Origin of the sequence: Nonomuraea sp. ZG12, from assembly GCF_052068115.1 — a bacterium.
In the GTDB taxonomy this organism is placed as follows: domain Bacteria; phylum Actinomycetota; class Actinomycetes; order Streptosporangiales; family Streptosporangiaceae; genus Nonomuraea.
On the sequence record NZ_JBQHCW010000030.1, the window covers coordinates 73,793 to 91,573 of the forward strand.

14 protein-coding genes and 1 pseudogene are annotated in these 17,781 nt (G+C 69.0%); 6 read left to right on the forward strand and 9 right to left on the reverse strand.

The genetic code is table 11. From position 1 onward, the window contains the following. The first annotated feature begins 113 nt into the window (after positions 1 to 113). The 3 genes from ACTMTF_RS43020 (at position 114) to ACTMTF_RS43030 (ending at position 3,986) form a co-directional block, all read left to right on the forward strand. A complete protein-coding gene (locus ACTMTF_RS43020; protein WP_441115874.1) occupies positions 114 to 2,078 on the forward strand; it encodes a BTAD domain-containing putative transcriptional regulator in 1,965 nt (654 codons plus the stop codon). Positions 2,079 to 2,145: 67 nt separating this feature from the next. Continuing rightward, positions 2,146 to 2,802: a peroxiredoxin gene (locus ACTMTF_RS43025; protein WP_441115875.1), complete on the forward strand. Its 657-nt coding sequence runs from the start codon at positions 2,146 to 2,148 to the stop codon at positions 2,800 to 2,802. A 41-nt stretch (positions 2,803 to 2,843) separates the two neighbouring features. Then, on the forward strand, positions 2,844 to 3,986 hold the full coding sequence (locus ACTMTF_RS43030; protein ID WP_441115876.1) for an NAD(P)/FAD-dependent oxidoreductase: 1,143 nt from the start codon (positions 2,844 to 2,846) through the stop codon (positions 3,984 to 3,986). Positions 3,987 to 4,141: 155 nt separating this feature from the next. Here the strand turns inward: ACTMTF_RS43030 and ACTMTF_RS43035 are convergent, their stop codons facing one another. The 4 genes and pseudogenes from ACTMTF_RS43035 to ACTMTF_RS43050 form a co-directional block, all read right to left on the reverse strand. Next, the gene (locus ACTMTF_RS43035; protein ID WP_441115877.1) at positions 4,142 to 4,609 is read right to left on the reverse strand and encodes a GOLPH3/VPS74 family protein; all 468 of its coding nucleotides are present in this window, start codon (positions 4,607 to 4,609) and stop codon (positions 4,142 to 4,144) included. A gap of 179 nt (positions 4,610 to 4,788) precedes the next feature. Further along, the gene (locus ACTMTF_RS43040; protein WP_441115878.1) at positions 4,789 to 5,565 is read right to left on the reverse strand and encodes a MerR family transcriptional regulator; all 777 of its coding nucleotides are present in this window, start codon (positions 5,563 to 5,565) and stop codon (positions 4,789 to 4,791) included. Positions 5,566 to 5,662: 97 nt separating this feature from the next. Further along, a pseudogene (locus ACTMTF_RS43045) lies at positions 5,663 to 6,204 on the reverse strand (transposase family protein); the annotation flags it as partial. A 29-nt stretch (positions 6,205 to 6,233) separates the two neighbouring features. Further along, on the reverse strand, positions 6,234 to 6,986 hold the full coding sequence (locus ACTMTF_RS43050; RefSeq protein WP_441115879.1) for an SDR family NAD(P)-dependent oxidoreductase: 753 nt from the start codon (positions 6,984 to 6,986) through the stop codon (positions 6,234 to 6,236). A 113-nt stretch (positions 6,987 to 7,099) separates the two neighbouring features. Here ACTMTF_RS43050 and ACTMTF_RS43055 point away from each other — a divergent pair, with 113 nt between their 5' ends. The 3 genes from ACTMTF_RS43055 to ACTMTF_RS43065 all read left to right on the forward strand — a co-directional run bounded on the left by ACTMTF_RS43055 (position 7,100) and on the right by ACTMTF_RS43065 (position 8,950). Beyond that, positions 7,100 to 8,059 carry an AraC family transcriptional regulator gene (locus ACTMTF_RS43055; RefSeq protein ID WP_441115880.1) on the forward strand — a complete coding sequence of 320 codons (960 nt, stop codon included), beginning with the start codon at positions 7,100 to 7,102 and terminating at the stop codon, positions 8,057 to 8,059. Positions 8,060 to 8,240: 181 nt separating this feature from the next. Continuing rightward, on the forward strand, positions 8,241 to 8,582 hold the full coding sequence (locus ACTMTF_RS43060) for a hypothetical protein (RefSeq protein ID WP_441115881.1): 342 nt from the start codon (positions 8,241 to 8,243) through the stop codon (positions 8,580 to 8,582). Beyond that, positions 8,579 to 8,950, forward strand: coding sequence for an integrase core domain-containing protein (locus ACTMTF_RS43065; protein WP_441115882.1), 372 nt, complete (start codon positions 8,579 to 8,581; stop codon positions 8,948 to 8,950). The genes ACTMTF_RS43060 and ACTMTF_RS43065 overlap by 4 nt, the downstream gene beginning before the upstream one ends. 167 nt (positions 8,951 to 9,117) lie before the next feature. On the opposite strand, the gene ACTMTF_RS43070 is transcribed toward ACTMTF_RS43065, so the two are convergent. Genes ACTMTF_RS43070 through ACTMTF_RS43090 form a run of 5 tightly spaced genes read right to left on the reverse strand, consistent with a single transcriptional unit; the run spans position 9,118 to position 17,740 of the window. After that, on the reverse strand, positions 9,118 to 13,134 hold the full coding sequence (locus ACTMTF_RS43070) for a glycoside hydrolase family 2 TIM barrel-domain containing protein (RefSeq protein WP_441115883.1): 4,017 nt from the start codon (positions 13,132 to 13,134) through the stop codon (positions 9,118 to 9,120). Beyond that, positions 13,131 to 14,951, reverse strand: a complete 1,821-nt coding sequence (locus ACTMTF_RS43075) for a glycoside hydrolase family 2 protein (protein ID WP_441115884.1) — start codon at positions 14,949 to 14,951, stop codon at positions 13,131 to 13,133. The genes ACTMTF_RS43070 and ACTMTF_RS43075 overlap by 4 nt, the downstream gene beginning before the upstream one ends. Before the next feature lie 19 nt (positions 14,952 to 14,970). Further along, the gene (locus ACTMTF_RS43080) at positions 14,971 to 15,813 is read right to left on the reverse strand and encodes a carbohydrate ABC transporter permease (RefSeq protein ID WP_441115885.1); all 843 of its coding nucleotides are present in this window, start codon (positions 15,811 to 15,813) and stop codon (positions 14,971 to 14,973) included. Next, positions 15,810 to 16,739, reverse strand: coding sequence for a carbohydrate ABC transporter permease (locus tag ACTMTF_RS43085; protein ID WP_441115886.1), 930 nt, complete (start codon positions 16,737 to 16,739; stop codon positions 15,810 to 15,812). Before ACTMTF_RS43085 ends, ACTMTF_RS43080 begins: the two co-directional genes overlap by 4 nt. Further along, positions 16,736 to 17,740: a LacI family DNA-binding transcriptional regulator gene (locus ACTMTF_RS43090; RefSeq protein ID WP_441115909.1), complete on the reverse strand. Its 1,005-nt coding sequence runs from the start codon at positions 17,738 to 17,740 to the stop codon at positions 16,736 to 16,738. Before ACTMTF_RS43090 ends, ACTMTF_RS43085 begins: the two co-directional genes overlap by 4 nt. Between the last annotated feature and the right edge of the window lie 41 nt (positions 17,741 to 17,781).

The window sequence follows — 17,781 nt, forward strand, 5'->3', positions numbered from 1 at the left end:
TTCAGGAATGCGTGTGAAATGATCTGCTTCGTGCTGATCACGTCTGCCTTTGGAACGATGTAATGGATTTCCGGATCGGGCTGTTCGGGGGGTTTCGGGTCTCGGTGGGAGGGGTGCCTGTCGTACCGGAGGCGTGGTCTCAGCGGAAGCCCGCGGCGCTGGTGAAGCTGCTCGCCCTGGCACCTGGGCACCGGCTGCGGCGGGAACAGGTGATGGAGGCGCTGTGGCCGGAACTCGACCAGCGGGCGGCGGGGGCGAATCTTCGCAAGGCGCTGCATTCCGCACGGCGCAGTCTTGGTACCGACGACGGGAACGAGCTGATCGTGTCGGTCGGGGATCTGCTGTGCCTGCCTGATGGGACCTCGGTGGATGTGGCCGACTACTGGTCGCTCGTGGCCGTGGCCCGCAGGTCCAGGGAGCCCGACGCGTACGGGGTCCCGATCGAGGTCTATCGAGACGGTCTGCTTCCTGAGGACCTGTACGAGGACTGGGCCGCGGCGCCGCGGGAGGAGCTTCGGCTCGACTGGCTGGGCGTCGTCGAGGAGTTCGCCGCGCTGCTGGAAGCGCGAGGCGAGCTGAACCGCGCGGCACGGGCGGTGCAGCAGCTGGTCGCGGCCGATCCCTTGCGGGAGGACGCGCACGCCTGGCTGATGCGCTTGTACGCGCTGGCCGGCCGCCGCGACGAGGCACGACGCCAGTACGCGCGCCTGCGGGAGCTGCTCGACGCGGAACTCGGCGTCGAGCCCCGTCCGGAGACGCAACGCCAGTTCGAGGAGATCAACAGCGGGCAGACGTCCGATCCGAAACTGACAACCGACCTGTGGGAACGGGTCGGCGACCTCCGGGTGCAGTCTGGCGACCCGGCGGGGGCCGTGAAGGCGTTCGGCCAGGCCCTCGCCGACTCGGCGGATCCCGCGGTGGCCGGTCGCATCCACCGTAAATGCGCGAGCGCGTGGTTGATGCAACACCTGTCCGACGAGGCCGAACCGCATCTGGCCGCCGCGGACGGCCTCGCGCCCGACCAGGCCGAGCATGGGCGGCTCGTCTGCCTGAGAGCGAACCTCGCCTGGGAACGCGGCGACTTCGCCACGGCACGCCAGCTCGCTGAGCGGGCCCATGCCATCGCCCGCGCCGACGGAGACTCAGCCGACGTCGCGGCGGCGCTGGAAGCGCTGGCGTTCATCGCGCACGTCCAGGGGGATTGGCGGCCAGGGCTGCAGGCTCAGATCGAAGGGCTCGCCGGTGTGGCGCTCGGGGTCCGGGTCGCCCGTTTCTGCGACTTCAACCACTGTCTCAGCCAATACCAGCTCTACGGTGACGGGCTCGCCGGCGACGTCGAGGAGTACGCCCGCCAGACGCTGGCCATCGCCGAGCGAGCCGACGCGATCCCGGCGCAGGCGTTCGCCTGGTGCCTGCTGGGCGAGTCGCTGCTGTTGCGTGCCCAATGGGACGAGGCGGAGGCGTGCCTGGAACGGAGCTGCGAGCTGTACGCGCCGCTGGGAAGCCGTTCGGTCGCGCTGCCGTGGCTGCGGCGGGCGGAGCTGGCCGCCTGCGGGGGCGCGCACGACGACGCGGCGGTCTATCTGAAGCGCGCGGCGGCGATCGCGACCGTCACCCCGATGGCGCGCCATGCGTGGGCCCGGCTGCATGCGACCGCGGCCTTCGCCTCCATGGAGCGGGACAGACCGGAGGAGGTGCTCCGGGCGGTACGCGCGACCCAGAGCGCGGCGGCCCGCTACGGCGACTGCCCGACCTGCAGCGCGCTACTCCACCCGGTCGGCGCCCAGGCGTACGCCCTGGTCGGCGATCGGGAGGGCGCGCACGCCCACGCCGCGGCGGCCGCCCAGTTCGCCGGCTCCTTCGCGAGCTCGGCCTGGAGCGCGATGGCCGAGTCTGCGGCGGCGAGCGCTGCGGTCGCGGACGGCGACCCGTACGCGGCCCGCGAGCGGTTCCAGTCGGCGGCCGCGCTCTATGCGGAGGTCGGGCACTCCTTCTGGGCCGACCGGGCGACGGCTCAGGCGAACAGCGTACGGGACGGCCTCCAGCGAAGGAACGTTCAGGGAACGCGGCCGTCCTAGTGTCTTCGATGACAGGGCGTCCGGCTTCACCCGGAAGCAGGACGCTCCTCTCGAATGGAGATCGACGATGGGCCTGACCATTGGTGACACCGCCCCCGACTTCGTCGCCGCCACCACGGACGGCGTGATCCGGTTCCACGACTGGATCGGCGACTCCTGGGCCGTGCTCTTCTCGCACCCCAAGGACTTCACCCCGATCTGCACGACCGAACTCGGCTACATGGCTGCGATCAAGGGTGATTTCGACCGCCGCGGCGTGAAGATCATGGCGCTGTCGGTCGACCCGGTCGACAAGCACGCCGTCTGGGCCGCCGACATCGAGGAGACCCAGGGCACCGCGCCGAACTACCCGATGGTCGGTGACGCCGACTTCACCATCTCCAAGGCCTATGGGATGCTCGGCGCGGACGTCAGCGGGGACCCGGCGGACCGTACGGCCGCCGACAACCAGACCGTGCGCGGCGTCTTCGTGATCGGCCCGGACAAGAAGATCAAGTTGATCCTGCTCTATCCGATGACGACCGGCCGCAACTTCGACGAGATCCTGCGGGTGATCGACTCCCTGCAGCTCACCGCGAGACACAAAGTGGCCACGCCGGCGAACTGGACGCAGGGCCAGGACGTCGTCATCGCGGGATCGGTCTCCAACGACCAGGCCAAGGACCTCTTCGGCGACTGGGACGAGCCCAAGCCCTACCTTCGGATCGTTCCTCAGCCGAAGTGATCTGACGGATTCGAGGAAATCTCAGGAAGGTAGCGAAGATCATGCGGATCCTGGTGCTGGGCGCCGGTTTCGGTGGCCTGGAGCTGACGGCCCGGCTCTCGGAGGAACTGGGGGACGACGCCGACATCGTCTTGATCGACAAGTCCGAGGGGTTCGTTTTCGGCTTCTCCAAGCTCGATGTGATGTTCGGCCGCACCGCCGCCGAGGCGGTGCGGCACCCCTACGCGGACGTCGTCCGGCCCGGCGTGCGGTTCGTCCTGACCACCATCCGCGCCGTCGACCCCGAGCGGCGGCGCGTCGAGACCGACGCGGGGCCCTTCGAGGCCGACGTGATGGTCGTCGCCCTCGGCGCCGACCTCGATCCCGCGGCGACGCCGGGCCTCGTCGAGGCGGGCCACGAGTTCTACACCGTGGAGGGCGCGTTCGCGGTCCGGGACGTCCTGCGCGGCTTCCCCGGCGGCCGGGTCGTCGTGGGGGTGACCTCGACCCCCTTCAAGTGCCCGCCCGCGCCGAGCGAGACCGCGCTGATGGTCCACGACTTCCTGGTGGAACGCGGCCTGCGCGACACTTCCGAGATCGCGTTGGTCATGCCGCTGGGCGCGCCGATCCCGCCGTCCCCGGCGGCGTCGCAGGCGCTGCTGGCGGCGTTCACCGAACGTGGTATCGCCTGGCATCCCGATCGCCTCGTCCGCGCCCTCGATCCGCGACGCCGGGTGGCCGTACTCGCCGACGGTGGAGAGATCCCCTTCGACCTCTTCCTCGGCGTGCCCGTCCATCGGGCGCCCGACGTCGTCCTGAACTCCGGGATGTGCGTCGACGGCTGGATCCCCGTAGACCCCCTCACCCTGGAGACCGCCTACCCCGATGTCTACGCGGTCGGCGATGTCACCAGCGTCGGCACCCCCAAGGCCGGTGTCTTCGCCGAAGGCCAGGCCGCGGTCGCCGCCGACCAGATCATCGCCCGGCACCGCCGCGGCGAATCCGCCGCGGCCTACAACGGGACGGGTGTCTGCTACATCGAGTTCGGTCACGGCCAGGTGGCCCGCGTCGAAGTGACCTTCAAGACGGGCGAACGCCCCCACGGCCGATTCGACCACCCGTCCGCGACGTCCGCGGCGGACAAGTCCGTCTTCGGCTCCAGCCGCATCCGCCGCTGGTTCAACCGCGACTGGACCACCTACTGACCAATATGCCCTCTTCTCCGGACCAGCGATCATGAGCCTGGCCTGGAGCACCCGATCATGGGGCGACAACGCCGACTCCCACGCCGCTCGCGCATGCCTTTAGGCCCGCACCTGAGCCATCTCCCAGACTCCTGCGGCCATGCCTCCAGAGCAACTCAAGATCGTCCAGTTTGTTGGGCCTCGGTCGAGCAGCAGCGGCCACTCCAGCAGGCCGGCGAACGGGAGATCGCGGCCCGCGCATCAGTGCTTGAGGTGTCGAACAGGCCGAGCGCCTTGCGCGTGCCCCGCCGGAGGTCCCCGCGCTCGACGAGTCGATCCAAAAGCGGTTCACGCAAGGCCGGCCCCGTCGCGGCAAGGACGGTCTGCACTCCCCGAGGCTTGTCGGCGACGTACTCCCAACTAGCACGGAGGAGGTGATCCGAGGGCGGGTTGTCAGCGACGGCCTCCACTGTCATCGTTCCCATCCGTCCGGTGCCGCTCCGGACGTGGCCCCCGAGCCCGAGGTCGGCGAGCACCGCCCCGGCGAGCACATAGTAGAGCGTGCTCTCCCCGGAGATGCTTCCAGTGCCGGACCGCAGACCGGAATTCGGCTGGAACAGAATCAGGAGGAGGTCCTCCGCCAATGTCGGGTTCCCCCATACTGCTGTCTCGTCCGGCTCCTCTGAGGAAGCCGGATGTGAGTCTCCGTACCGTCCGGCCATTGCTCGTTCCCTTCTCGTCGCGTCATCGGGGTAGTTCTCGGCGGCAGTGGCGAGCCCTGCGACGGCCTGGCTTCAGCAAAGACCGTGTTCTCGGGACACGGTCAACCCCCGCGGGGAGCGCGTCCCTCGTCCGCCTGTCCGCTCTGCTCCCGAATGGCACGCACCTGGTCGCTCGCGAGGGTGTTAGCACGGACGAGCACGTCCAACTGGGCAGGGTTGTACAAATCCACCAAGACGTCCACGATCGTCTGCGCCGTGACGTAGGGGCTCTTGGACAGGTGCGAAGCTGGATCGCTCAACCACGGATAGTCGATGAGATTCTGCGCGAGAGTCCGAGCGAGTCTCTCGACCAGACGCTGCCGCGTGTCCTCATCTGCGTCGGCCGGCAATCGATCGATGTCAGCACCGACGTCGTCGATGTCAGCCTCCACCATCTTCTGAATGTCGGCCAAGGCGTCCTTGTCGTATAGCTGTGTGTAGACGTGAATCATCGAACTGTCCACCTCCGACAGTCGAGATGCTACGGACTCGAACCCGGCGGGGACATCCGCAGGCGCGTGGTCGCGGAGGATCGCTGCGATGTCTGCCCGCGCCTTCTGCAAGCGCTCGATGCTCATCTGGAGTTCGGCGTCAAGATCGCGCAGAGCACCCGGTGTGCTGACGGCGCCGGCACTAACGTCACCGATCCGCGAGAGCGGCACCCTAAGGTCTGCCAGACGTCGGACGCGCAGGAGGCTCACCAGGTGCCCTACCTCGTACTGTTTGTATCCGTTGTACCGGCGCTCGGGCTCGTCGAGCAGTCCGAGACGGTGGTAGTGGCGGATTGTGTTCACTGTCGTTCCCGCCAGTTCAGCGAGCTCGCGCGTGCTCCACGGCACGTCATGTCCTTCCCGCGCTCACGGAACACATATGAACCTTCAACGTCAGTTCGGCATTCCATATGCCACGTCGATGTCGACAACGCAGTGAGCGTTTTCAGCGTTGATGCTCCAACGTGAGGATGGTGGCGGAGATTGACGACAAGCGGTTTGGGCCGGCGCGAGCTCCGCGGAGGACGCGCCGGGACTTCACTCTCGCGACGCTTCGTTCGACTGGTGCGCGCGCCGCTGACAGCGCCATGTTGATTATCCGCTGGGTCGGGGTGAGGTCCTTGAGAGGAAGCCGTCTGATCGGCGTGGTCACCCAGGAGTCGGCCCCGATGTAGGCACGGGCGGCAAGGATGGGGACGCCCTGGCGTTCGCAGATCCGGATGATGCGGTGGGTACGGCCGGGTGGTGCGGGGGAGATCCACAGCACCTGCCGCCGGGATTGGCCACGACCTGAACGTTCATCCCGAGGCGGCGGTGCTTCTGGGAGAAGTCGGCCCGGCTGTCACCGACACGGTCGCGCTCGGCGAGCGTTCCGTCGAGCAGGACGTGCTCGGGATCGGTCTCCCTCGAGACCCGCAGCAGCCCGGGCGCCCGCCGGGACAGGTGGTCGACGACGGCCGTCACGTAAGTGTGAGCGGTGCCGACGCTTCAGATGCCACCCACCGTGTGGTGCCTGCTCAGATCTGGTTCGCGCCACCGTCGACGTAGAAGTTCGCGCCGACGACGTAGCTGCTCTGTTCCGAGGCCAGGAAGGCCACGACTGCGGCGGCCTCCTCAGGCTGACCCATGCGGCCCTTGGCCACGGTCGCGGCGACATTCTCCTTGACGGCCTGGGCGGTCTCCTCGTCGCCGAAAGCGGCGGTGCCCCCGGGAGTCTCGATCCATGCCGGCGAGACCACGTTGACCCGGATGCCACGCTCCTTGAGCTCGTTGGACCACGTCCGCGCGAAGGACCGGACGGCCGCCTTCGACGCCGCGTACGCGCCGAACGCCTCTACTCCACGGTCGCCGGCCGTCGAACCGACCAGGACGATCGAGGCTCCGTCGTTGAGCAGCGGCAACGCCTTCTGCACGGTGAACAGCGTGCCTCGGACGTTGACCGCGAAGGTCTGGTCGAAGTGCTCCTCGGTGGTCTGTTCCAGCGTCATGAACGCACCGACCGCCGCGTTCGCTACGAGCACGTCCAAACCCTTGCCTCGCGCCCGGACCGCCTTGTAGAGCCGGTCCAGGTCCTCCGGCTTCGAGATGTCGCCGACGACTGCGGCGGCTCGGTCTGCTCCGATGGTCTTGACGGCGGCCTCCAGCTCGGACTCGCGTCGGCCGGTGACGAACACGTACGCGCCCTCATCCGCCAGCCGTACGGCGGTGGCCAGACCGATACCGGTACTGCCCCCGGTGACCACCGACGTCTTGCCTTCCAGCTGTCCCATGTGGGTGTCTCCATCACTCTCTCGATGCCGATCCGTTCGACATCGAGACTACGGGGGCATCGGAGTATGATCCATGATGCAGAGTCCGGCTTTCTTTACGTATCGTCCAGGAGGTGTCGTCGGTGCTCGGATTTCGGGATCCAGTGGCTGACGCGATCGGCCTGCTCCGGCCCCGCACGGTGGTCGGGCCCAATCTCCGGGCCGCGGGAGAGTGGGCTTTGCGCTTCGACACGTTCTTGCACGTGCGGGTCGGGGGGCTCGTGCGCGGCACGTGCTGGTTGATCCTCGAAGGGCACGAGCCGGTGCTTCTGCAGGAGGGTGACACCTTCATGCTGGGCAACCCGCCGCCTTACGTGCTGGCCAGCACGCTCGACGCAAGCCCGCGCCCTGCGGAGCCGGTGTGGGCGGGTGCCGAAGACGGGTTCGTGCGGATCGGCCCGGAGTCCGAGGAGGACCTCTACCTCTGCGTCGGGCACATCGCGTTCGACGACAGGAACGCGGCCCTCCTGACCGATCTTCTGCCGCCGCTCGTGATCGTCCGCGTGGCCGATCCTCATGGCAGGCGGCTCGCGCAGCTGATCGATCTCCTTGCCACCGAGGTCGGGGTCGCCGCCGCTGGCGGCGCGCTGGTGCAGAACCACCTCGCACAGATCCTGCTCGTGCACATGCTGCGTGCTCACGCGAGTCAGACATACCGGCCCACCGGCTGGCTGGGCGCCCTGAACGAGGACGGCATCGGTGCCGCCCTGCGTGCCGTGCACGCGGACGTGGCCCACTCCTGGAGCCTCAAGGAGCTCGCCGAGATCAGCCACATGTCGCGTTCCGCGTTCGCCCAGGCCTTCAAGAGCCACGTCGGGGTCCCGCCGTTGGAGTACCTGATCCAATGGCGCATGAACCTCGCGCGCGACGCCCTCACCCGCGACACTCTGTCGATCTCCGAGCTCGCACGGGCCACGGGCTACCTGTCCGAGAGCGCGTTCAGCACCGCGTTCCGCCGCGTGGTCGGCTCATCGCCCGCACAGTTTCGGAACCAGGCACGGCAGCCACCGCGCTCAGCCGCGAACGGAAGCTGAAGGAGGCGTCCTGTGCTCAGCTGTGCCGCTTACGCTGGCGACGAAGACACCAGCACACCGTCCGCCGACACCACTACCAGCGACGCGGACACGCGTCATAAACGCGACTGTAGTACTGGCGGTGCCGCGGTGGGTGTCGACGGGGCGTAACCGGCGGGCCCCGACGGCAGTTGAGTTTGGTGTGAAGAAAAACAACCACGCCGTCGAGGGCCCTGACGGCCTTGTCTACACCGCCCGCCTGCCGCTGTCGAGCGCCACCTTGAACTATCTCGCCGACCTGATGCGCGGCCACTTGAAGAAGATCGGCTCGCGGTGGCGGGCGCTGCCTGTGGGAAAGATCGCGGGCATCGTGCTGGCGGTGCTGCGCTGTGACCAGCGGCCCGGCGACCTGGCCGGCGGCGACCAGATACACCGCACCACCGTGACCCGGTGGGCGAGGGAAGTCGTCGGCCTGCTGGCCTGTCGGGTGGCCGGGAGGAGTTTCACCTCCCGGCCACCCGACAGGATCGGGCCGAGGGCATGAGATTCCTCATTCGCGACCGCGATGCCAGGTTCACGGCGGCCTTTGACGAGGTGTTCACCTCGCTCGGCATCCGCATCATCAAAACACCAGTTTGCGCCCCGCAGGCCAATGCGATAGCCGAGCGCTGGGTCGGTACCGTTCGAAGGGAATGCACCGACCGGCCGCTGATCTACGGTGAAGGTCATCTCCACCGAGTCCTGCGGACATACGAACGGCATGACAACCGGCACCGTCCCCATCGCTCACGAGACTGTCGGCCACCTCAACCGCCACATGCCCCGGCTCCACCCACCGATCTCGATCAGGTCCGCTTGCAACGCAGACAGGTACTCGACGGCCTGATCAACCAATACCGGCGTGCCGCATAGATGGGGCGGATAGCCGCAGGCCAGAGGCCGCATCCGGGTTTTCGCACCCCACAGGCAGCCGGATGGTCGAGGAGGCCCGCAACCTCCTGCGAACGATCGCGAGGTGATCGCCGTACCGAGCCGCACCGGGAGCGGCCCGGTGACGGTTATGGTCGCCGGCCCTATTCTCAGCCGGGGTCGCTGCGGCCTTCGAGGCGGCCGATCGCCTGGGGGCCGGCGTTGCCGCGCAGGCCCACGGCGTAGTGCCAGCCATCCAGCGCGCCGGGCCTGGTGAAGTCGATGCGGCCCTGTGTCGTGCCCGTCATGGTCTGGGACCAGCCCCAGCCACCCCCGCGGTCGACCCAGGTGCTGATCGAGTTGCCGTCGAGGACGAATGCCCAGCGGTCGCCGGGCTCCAGCATCCCCGTGGCGCCGGAGGCGGCGGTGAGCCTGCCGTCGATCCTGATGTCGATGCCGTGCTGGCCCTTGACCCCGGTCCAAGCCATGACGTAGTTGCGCTCGTCCTTGACCAGGCCGTTGAACAGAGCATCCTGCCCCTTCCCGGTGCCGGCCCACCGGTCATGGTCGACGATCACGACAGCCCGGGAGCTCTTCGGCCCGGAGCCGTGGGAGACCAGGCCGTAGTAGGCGCCCGGTCCCTGCGCCTGCAGCGTTCCCGTGCCGAAGGTCAGCTGCGGCAACGCCTCGGTCGCCGACGGCTTGTGGACCGTGTAGGCGGCGCTGGAATCGGTGTCGAAGGTGTCGTCCACGCCGACCTCGGGGTAGGCCCCGGGGGCGAAGGTCACCGTCGTTCTGCTGATCGCTTGGATCGCGTGCCCGTCCCAGCTCGCGGTGGCGGTGAAGTCCGCGGTCTGGCCGGTCAGCACGGTCGATTCCGCCCGTACGGTGAACGCGACGTGACGGGCCTCGCCGGGCTTCAGTGAGCTGATCACGTCCGGCTCGGCGGCGTTCGCGGTCCAGCCCTTGGGGGCCGACAGCCGTACGAGAACATTCCGCGCCGTCTTGGCGGTGTCGTTGACGACCGAGACAATCGCCGTCCCGGCGCCGGTCGCGGTGGAGATCGCGGCTGGCGCCTGGTGCACCGAGAGCCGGGAGTCGACCGCCCGGAAGCGGGGACGCTCCTCGGGCACGGAGACCCGGCCGCTGACCAGCGTGGGCGGTGCGCCGTGGCGGCCCGAGCGGACGCCGAAGACGGACAGCCCGCCGCCGTTGGAGGCGAAGCGCAGTGTGACGGTGTCCCCGTCGCCGAGTTGGCGTGCGGTGATCGGGACGGCGATTCGATAGCCGTAGCGGTTGCCGAAGTCGGCCACGAGGGAACCCCGTGATCGACCGGCCAGCGCCGTCGGCCCGTGGGGATCGTCGGGCAGCTCGATCACCGGCAGTGCGGTGCCGTTGACCGACACGGTGAGGCGGGCGGGGTAGTGGCGTGCGGTGGTCACGTTGTTGGGGTCGTACCAGCCGCGGGGCTGGGCGGCCGCGATCTCCGCGATCAGGGTGGCTCCGCGCGCCCGGCCCGTGCGGACCTCCTCGGGCAACGGGACCTCGTACTCGAAGTGACCGCGGCCGTAACCGGTGACCCAGTCGGACCCACCGGTGGTCCTGGCTTGGGCTCCGCCGGTCCATTCCTGTGCGGTCACTGCGCCGGGGGAGAAGCCGCCATCGGGGGCGGGGGTGTCGAAGGTCAGGTAGTTCTCGGCGACGGTCCGGCCGCCGGTGTCGAGCCAGATCCACACGTACCCGTTGCGCAACTTGGCCGGCGCGGTGACCGACACGGTGCCGGCGTCGGTCACGGTGTAGCGTTCCGGGGCGAACGGCCGCGAACCGCCGCCGCCCGCGTCGGCGACCCAGCGGCCTTCGTCGTCGTAGCCGCCGATCTTCCACCGGAGCTTGGCCCGGGACAGGTCGGTGTCACCGAAGTGGCTGGCCTTGACCGGCACCTCGATCGCGTCGCCGCGTTCGACGCTCCGCGCTGACGTGCCCATCAGCGAGATCGCGTCGTCACCCTGGAACAGGTCGATGCCGCGCGGCCTGCCGTGATGGTCCACGAACTCCGGCCGGTTCGGCTGCCGGTCGAACGTGACCGGGCTCTGCACCTCCTGCTCGGTCTCAGCGAGCTGGACGCCGACGTATCCGTTGAGCTTGGGATAGGCGCGGAATAGGCCGAACGTGTGCGGTGCCTGCCCGGACCTGATGGCGAACTCGGAGTTCAGCCACGGCTGCCCGTTCTGGGCGCCGTCGTTGAAGTTCCAGGTGGAACCCGGCTTGACCTGGGCGTCGAACCCGTCCAGCAGCTTCTTCCACTCGTCGTAGCCGGCCAGGTAGTAGTGGAAGTCGTTGAGGTCGGTGTCGAGGTGGCCGTTCTGGCAGCAGGCGGAGTTGTCCACGATCAGCCGCGACGGGTCGGTGTCGCGGGCGACCTCGACCATCCTGCGGACGTACGGGAACGCCTCCGCCGGGATCGGCTGCTGCCACGGCTCCTTGCCGAGCCCCCACGCCTCGTTGAAGATCGTCCAGATCACGATCGACGGATGGTTGTGGTCCCGCTTGAGCGTGGCGCGCAGCAGCCCTTCGAACAGCCGCTCCGCCTCCGCGCCCAGGGAGTGCCAGCCCGCGTTGGGCATGTCGTACCAGATCATCAGCCCGAGCCGGTCCGCCCAATGGTAGTAGGCGGGCTCGTTGACCTTGAGGTGGTTCCTGACCACGTTGAAGCCGAGCTTCTTGGCGTTCTTCAGGTCGAGCAAGATCGAGCCGCGGCCCGGCTCGTTCTCGGTTCCGGTACGCAGGTCGGGCCCGGCGGTGACTCCGGTGTAGGTGTACAGGCCCCACGGGTTGTAGCCCTGGTCGAGCACACCCCTCAGGTAGACCGGCCGGTTGTTGAGGTACACGTACTGGTACTCGTTCTGGTGGCCGGGCGCCCATCTCCGCTCGATCGTCCGCAGACCGAACGTCGTCCGGACGCCGTCGTCGTTTCCGAGACGGAAGTCGGCGGTGTACAGGGCCGGATCGTCCGGCTCCCACAGGCGCGGTCGCTTGATCGGGATCCGCGCCGTCCCGCGCCCGTTCTCGAGCGGTACGTCGGCGCTGCCGACCACCTTGCCATCGGGGCCCCTCACCTGCACGGTGGCGCGCTGCCCGCCATCGGCCGCGACGTCGATCCGCGCGGCCGCCATGGACGGCGTGCGCGCGTCCCCTTCGAAGGTCAGCTCGGGTGTCACCCGCGTGTCGGTGAGCCGTGCGCCCGCGTAGGGCTCGATCCACACCGATTGCCAGATCCCGCCGACGTCGCTGAACCAGCCGGTGTCCGCCCCGTTGGGCTCACCCGTCTGCTTGCCCATCGGGTACGGCGACTCGGGCGTTGTCGGCGGCGCCACCACCCGGATCGTCACCGTGTGCGTTGAACCGGGAGCCAGCGCGCCCAGCCCGGCGCTGATCTCGGTGAACCCGTTGCCGGTGTACGACAGCACCGGCTCACCGTCGAGCCAGACCGCCGCGCCCCAGTCGGCGGCCCCGACGCGCAGCCGTACCTGCTGCTCGGGGAAGTCCCTGGGCACGGTGAACGACCGCTGGTACCAGACCGTCCCCCGGTAACCGGCGAATGCGCTGCGGAAGATTTCCTTGGTCGCCAGCTCCTCCTCGCCCCACGCGGCCAGCGACTGGTACGCGAACGGCACCCGGATCGCCTTGCCGAACGCGTGCCCAGGGGCGTACCAGCGTTCGCGCTCCCCGACATTCCCGGGATCGAAGTCGAACGACCAGGACCCGTTCAGCGACAGCCACGTGTCGCCGGTGAACGGGCGCCGGTCGGCGTCCGGGCGCGGGTACTCCTGCCGCGCCGGATCGGTGTCCCTGGCCAGTTCGAGGGTGACCGAACCGGCCGCGGTCGTGGACGCGAACGCGTACCCCTCCTTGCCGGCCACCACGAGCGCGCTGCTCTCCGGCACGCCGGCCAGCACGAACGTGCCGTTCTCGGCGGTCGTGGCGAACACGTCACTCCGCGAGGCGTGCACGCTGACCCCCTCGATCGGCGCGCCGCTGCCGGCGTCCACCACCCGGCCGCTGACCTCGGTCGTGCGGCCCTCCGGAGGGGTCGCGGGCGGCGGCGGAACCGCGATGGCGGGCGCCGTCGCCGCCAGCAGCGCCCCTGCGGTGAGCACCGCGACGGCGAAGGTCCGTCGTAATGTCATCGCCCATTCTCCGATCGGGCCCGCTCGATCGCCGCCGGTCGCAGTTGCGCCGCGCGGATCCGCGCGACGTCCAGCTTGCTCGACCGGTCGAAACGGTAGATGCCGTTCTGCTCCTGATAGACGTCGGTGAGCTGCGTGTAGCAGTAGCCGAACATCCGAGGATCGTCCAGCAGCGCTCCGGCCAGTCCGGCGAAACGCCGCTGCAACTCCTCCTCACTGGCGGGCCGCTGGCCGTAACCCCAGGACTGCTCCTCGGGAGGCGCGTCCGGGTTCCACCAGATGCCCCCGAACTCGCTGCAGAAGTACGGCTGCCCCTGGTACGGCACCGACCACGCGGTCCCGTCGGGGCCGGCGTTGACGTACGGCTCCCCGTCCGCCAGCCCTGCCATCAGTTTGCCGAACACCTCGGGATCCTGCTCGTAGCAGTGCGAGTCGTACACGTCGGCCCCCGGCACTCGGTGGGCGTACCCGGACGCGTCGATCACCGGCCGGGTCGGATCCGTCGCCTTCGTGGCCAGATACATGCCCCCCGTGACGTCGTCGAGCACGGTGATCCGGTCGTGCAGCTTCTGGAAGGTCTCGTTGAGCGGGCACCAGCCGACGATGGACGGATGGGAGTAGTCGCGTTCGACCGCCTCCAGCCACTGCGTCACAAAGGAGGCGGTCGGCCGCTGGTTGTCCCACGACGGGCCGCCGCCGGTGTTGGCGCCCCAGTCCCCGAACTCGCCCCACACCAGGAACCCCATCCGGTCCGCGTGGTACAGGTACCGCTCCTCGAATACCTTCTGGTGCAACCGGGCGCCGTTGAAACCGGCGGCCACGGCCAGCTCGATGTCGTGGCGCAGGGCCTCGTCCGAGGGCGCGGTCATCAGGCCGCCGGGGTAGTAGCCCTGGTCGAGCACGAGCCGCTGGAAGCGCACCTCGCCGTTGAGCAGCACGGCATGGCCGTCGATGGAGACCGAGCGCAGCCCGGCGTAGCTGGCGGCGGTGTCGATCACAATGCCGCCGCCGTCGAGCAGGTCGATGCGGACGTCGTACAGGTGGGGGTCCTCGGGGGACCAGAGTCGGACGCGGTCCTGCGGCAGCGGCAGCCACACCTCGGGGGCGAGATCGAGGTCGGCGCGCGCCCGCGCCCGCGCGACCTCTCCGTCCTGGTCCGACACTGTCACCTGTACCTGGTGCCCGGAGCGGGCGGCCGACACCGGCACGGTGATCCGGAACGCGGACGCGGCGACGTTGGGCGTGATCCGCGGCCGGCCGAGATGCTGGGCGGGCACGGGCTCGCACCACACCGTCTGCCAGATGCCGGTGGTGCGCCCGTAGCGTGCGCCGTGCCCCTCGTACGTGGTCGCCTGCTTGCCCCGCGCCTGCGAACCACTCCGCGGGTCGCGGGCCCGTACGACCACCGTGTACGTGTGCCCCGGATCGGCCGAACCGGCCAAGTCGCAACTGAACGGCGTGAACCCGCCCCGGTGCCGCCCGGCCTCCACGCCGTCCACCCACACGGTGGCGTCGTGGTCCACCGCCTGGAAGTGCAGCAGCACCCGCCGCCCGGCCCAGCTCTGCGGCACCCGCACGGTACGGCGGTACCAGACGGCCTCGTGGAAGTCCGGGTCGCCGATGCCGGACAGCGGCGCCTCCGGGCAGAACGGCACGACGATCTCGCCGCTCAGCTCCCGGTCGAGCAGCCCTCGCTCCAACCCGGAGTCGCCGGCGTCCCGCTCGAACTGCCACGTCCCGTTCAGGCACTGCCATTCGTCGCGGACGAACTGCGGCCGCGGATACTCGGGGCGGGGGATCATGGAATTGTCAGACATGATGCTCACTTTCGATAGATCAGGATTTGACGGCACCGGCGATGCCCTCGATGAAGTACCGCTGCAGCACGATGAACAGCACGACGACCGGCAGCAGCGAGATCGTCGCCGCGGCGGCCATGCCCGACCAGTCCGTGGCGTTCTCACCGACGAACGCCAGCATGCCGACGCTGACGGTGCGCAGGTCGGGCCGCGAGAACGTGAAGACCAGCGGCAGGAAGAACGCGTTCCAGGTGGACAGGAAGGTCAGCACGGTGACCGTGGCGGTCACCGGCTTGGCCAGTGGCAGCATGATGCGGAAGAAGATGGTGGCGAAGCCGGCGCCGTCGATGAGCGCGGCCTCGGTCAGCTCCTTGGGGATGCCGCGGAAGTAGCCGAAATAGAGCAGGATGGCCGCCACGTTCGCGGCTCCCGACATCGCCAGTATGAGGCCGGTCAGCGAGTTGAGCAGGCCGAGCTTCTGGGACAGGTCGACCAGCGGGATGATGGTGTACCCGGCCGGGACGAACAGCGTGGCCACCAGGACACCCATGATGATCTTGCGGCCGCGGAACTCGTGGCGCGCGAGGACGTACCCGGTCATGGCGCACCTGACCACCACGACCACCACCGTGCACACTGTGACGATCACGGTGTTGAGCAGGTATTTGCCGAACTCCGCCTCGACCCACGCGCGCTCGTAGTTGGCCCACTCCGGTGCGTCCGGCAGCAGGTCGAGCCCCTTGGTGAACACCTCGGCCGACGTCTTGAACGACGCCGAGACCATCCACAGGAACGGATAGATCCAGATCAGGCAGCCGATGGCGAGCGCGGCGGCGGCCAGCCACCAGGGCAGCCGGCGCAGGATCTTGGCCGCGTTCACGCCATCCCCCTGGTCCGGCGGGTGGCGCGCATCGCGAGCAGTTGCAACATGCCGACGAGGCACACGAACAGGCCGAACAGCACGGCGGCCGCGGACGCGTACCCGAGTCGGGGGACCGTCGCGGCGAAGGCCCACCGGTAGATGTACACCTCGATCACCTCGGTCGAGTAGAACGGGCCGCCGTTGGTCATGGTCAGGACGAGGTCGAAGACCTGCAGCGACGCCTCGATCGAGAGCAGGGTGATGATCACCAGGAAGGGCTTGAGCAGCGGCATGGTGATGTGGCGGAGCGTGGCCAGGGCGCCGGCGCCGTCGAGTCGGGCCGCCTCGTACACCTCGTTCGGCACGGTCTGCAGCGCGGCCAGCCAGTAGATCAGCGTGATGCCGAACCACTTCCAGACGTACACGCCGATCGTCGTGCCGAGCGCCGTCGAGGACTGCCCGAGGAAGTCGATGCCGTCCGGCGCCAGCCCGGCCTCGCGCAGCGCGAGGTTCACGGGGCCGCTGGCCGGGTCGAAGACGAACTGCATGACGACGCCGACGATCGCCGTGGTGGTGACCACCGGCAGGAACAGGGCGGTCCTGAACAACTTGCGCAGCGGCATGTGCGGCGAGTTGAGCACGATCGCGATCAGCAGGGTGGCCAGCACCTGGATCGGCACCGCGACGAGCATGAACGTCAGTGTCAGCCGGAACGAGCTCCAGAACATCGGGTCGGCCAGGACCTCTTGGTAGTTGGCCAGGCCGATGAACGATGGGCTCGCGTCGAACCCGTTCCAGTCGGTGAGGGAGTACATGTAGCTGCCGACGATCGGGTAGACCGTGAACGCGCCGTACAGGAGCACGGTCGGGGTCAGGAACAGCCAGATGTAGAGGGTGGTGCGGTCGCGGCGCCGGCGCGCCGGGGAGGGGAGTGCGACCGTCATCCGCGCGCGCCCGTGGTGCTCTCGTCGACCATCAGCCGCCACGGCGCCTCGAGCTGTACGGGGGCGCTGTCGTCGCCCTCGATGCGCTCCAGCAGGCGCCGCACGGCCAGCTCGGCGATCTTCTCCTTGTCGGGCACGATGGTGGTCAGCGGCGGGGTGGCGAACCGGCCCTCCTCGATGCCGTCGAACCCGGCCACGGCGATGTCCTGCGGCACCCGCAGACCTCGCGCCAGGATCGCCCGCATCGCGCCGAGCGCCAGCAGGTCGTTGTAGCAGAACACCGCGTCCGGCGGTTCCGGCAGGTCGAGCAGCCGCTCCATCGCGAGCCGGCCGTCCTGGCGCTGGTAGCGCAGCACCGGCCCGGTGAGCTCGGCACGCAGGCGCAGCCCGGCCTCCTCCAGCGCCTGCCGGTATCCGGCCGACCGGTGCGCCGCGGTGTTGCCCACCGGCCGGTCCACCAGGCCGATGGCGGCGATCCGCGTCCGGCCCAGGGAGGCCAGGTGCGCGGTGACGCTCCTGGCGGCGGCGGTGTCGTCGATGGCGACGTGGTCCACGCCCTTTACCTGCACCTCGCCCAGTGTCACCGCCGGGCACTCGCCCGCCCAGTCACGCAGCTCGTCGGAGGTCAGGCCGAGCGGGCTGAAGATGAATCCGTCGAAGAGGGCCGAGCGGTCCCGCCGCATGACGATCTGCCGCTCCCGTTCCGCCGCCCCCTCGGTACGGTCGATCAGCACCGTGTAGCCGCGCTCCTCCGCCTGGTCCACCACGTGGGCGGCCAGCTCGGTGAAGTACGGCACGTCCAGCGGTAGCACGAGGGCCAGCAGGTTGGAGCGCCCCAGGTTGAGGCTGCGCGCCGCGACGTTGGGCCGGTAGCCGAGCTCGTCCAGGGCCTGCTGGACCTGGGCGCGGGTCTCGTCGGACACGTACGCGAAGTTGTTGACGACGTTGGACACGGTCCGTACGGAGACTCCCGCCAGCCGTGCCACGTCTCTTTGGGTCACCAAGGTCGTTCACCCTCCGGTGGGAAGCCGGCGACATTTCA

Excerpts from the sequence above, each read along its gene's own strand:
- ACTMTF_RS43085 (WP_441115886.1), bottom strand. The coding sequence starts at position 16,739 with ATGACGGTCGCACTCCCCTCCCCGGCGCGCCGGCGCCGCGACCGCACC.
- ACTMTF_RS43050 (WP_441115879.1), bottom strand. The coding sequence starts at position 6,986 with ATGGGACAGCTGGAAGGCAAGACGTCGGTGGTCACCGGGGGCAGTACC.
- ACTMTF_RS43030 (WP_441115876.1), top strand. The coding sequence starts at position 2,844 with ATGCGGATCCTGGTGCTGGGCGCCGGTTTCGGTGGCCTGGAGCTGACG.
- ACTMTF_RS43075 (WP_441115884.1), bottom strand. The coding sequence starts at position 14,951 with ATGTCTGACAATTCCATGATCCCCCGCCCCGAGTATCCGCGGCCGCAG.
- ACTMTF_RS43065 (WP_441115882.1), top strand. The coding sequence starts at position 8,579 with ATGAGATTCCTCATTCGCGACCGCGATGCCAGGTTCACGGCGGCCTTT.
- ACTMTF_RS43025 (WP_441115875.1), top strand. The coding sequence starts at position 2,146 with ATGGGCCTGACCATTGGTGACACCGCCCCCGACTTCGTCGCCGCCACC.
- ACTMTF_RS43070 (WP_441115883.1), bottom strand. The coding sequence starts at position 13,134 with ATGACATTACGACGGACCTTCGCCGTCGCGGTGCTCACCGCAGGGGCG.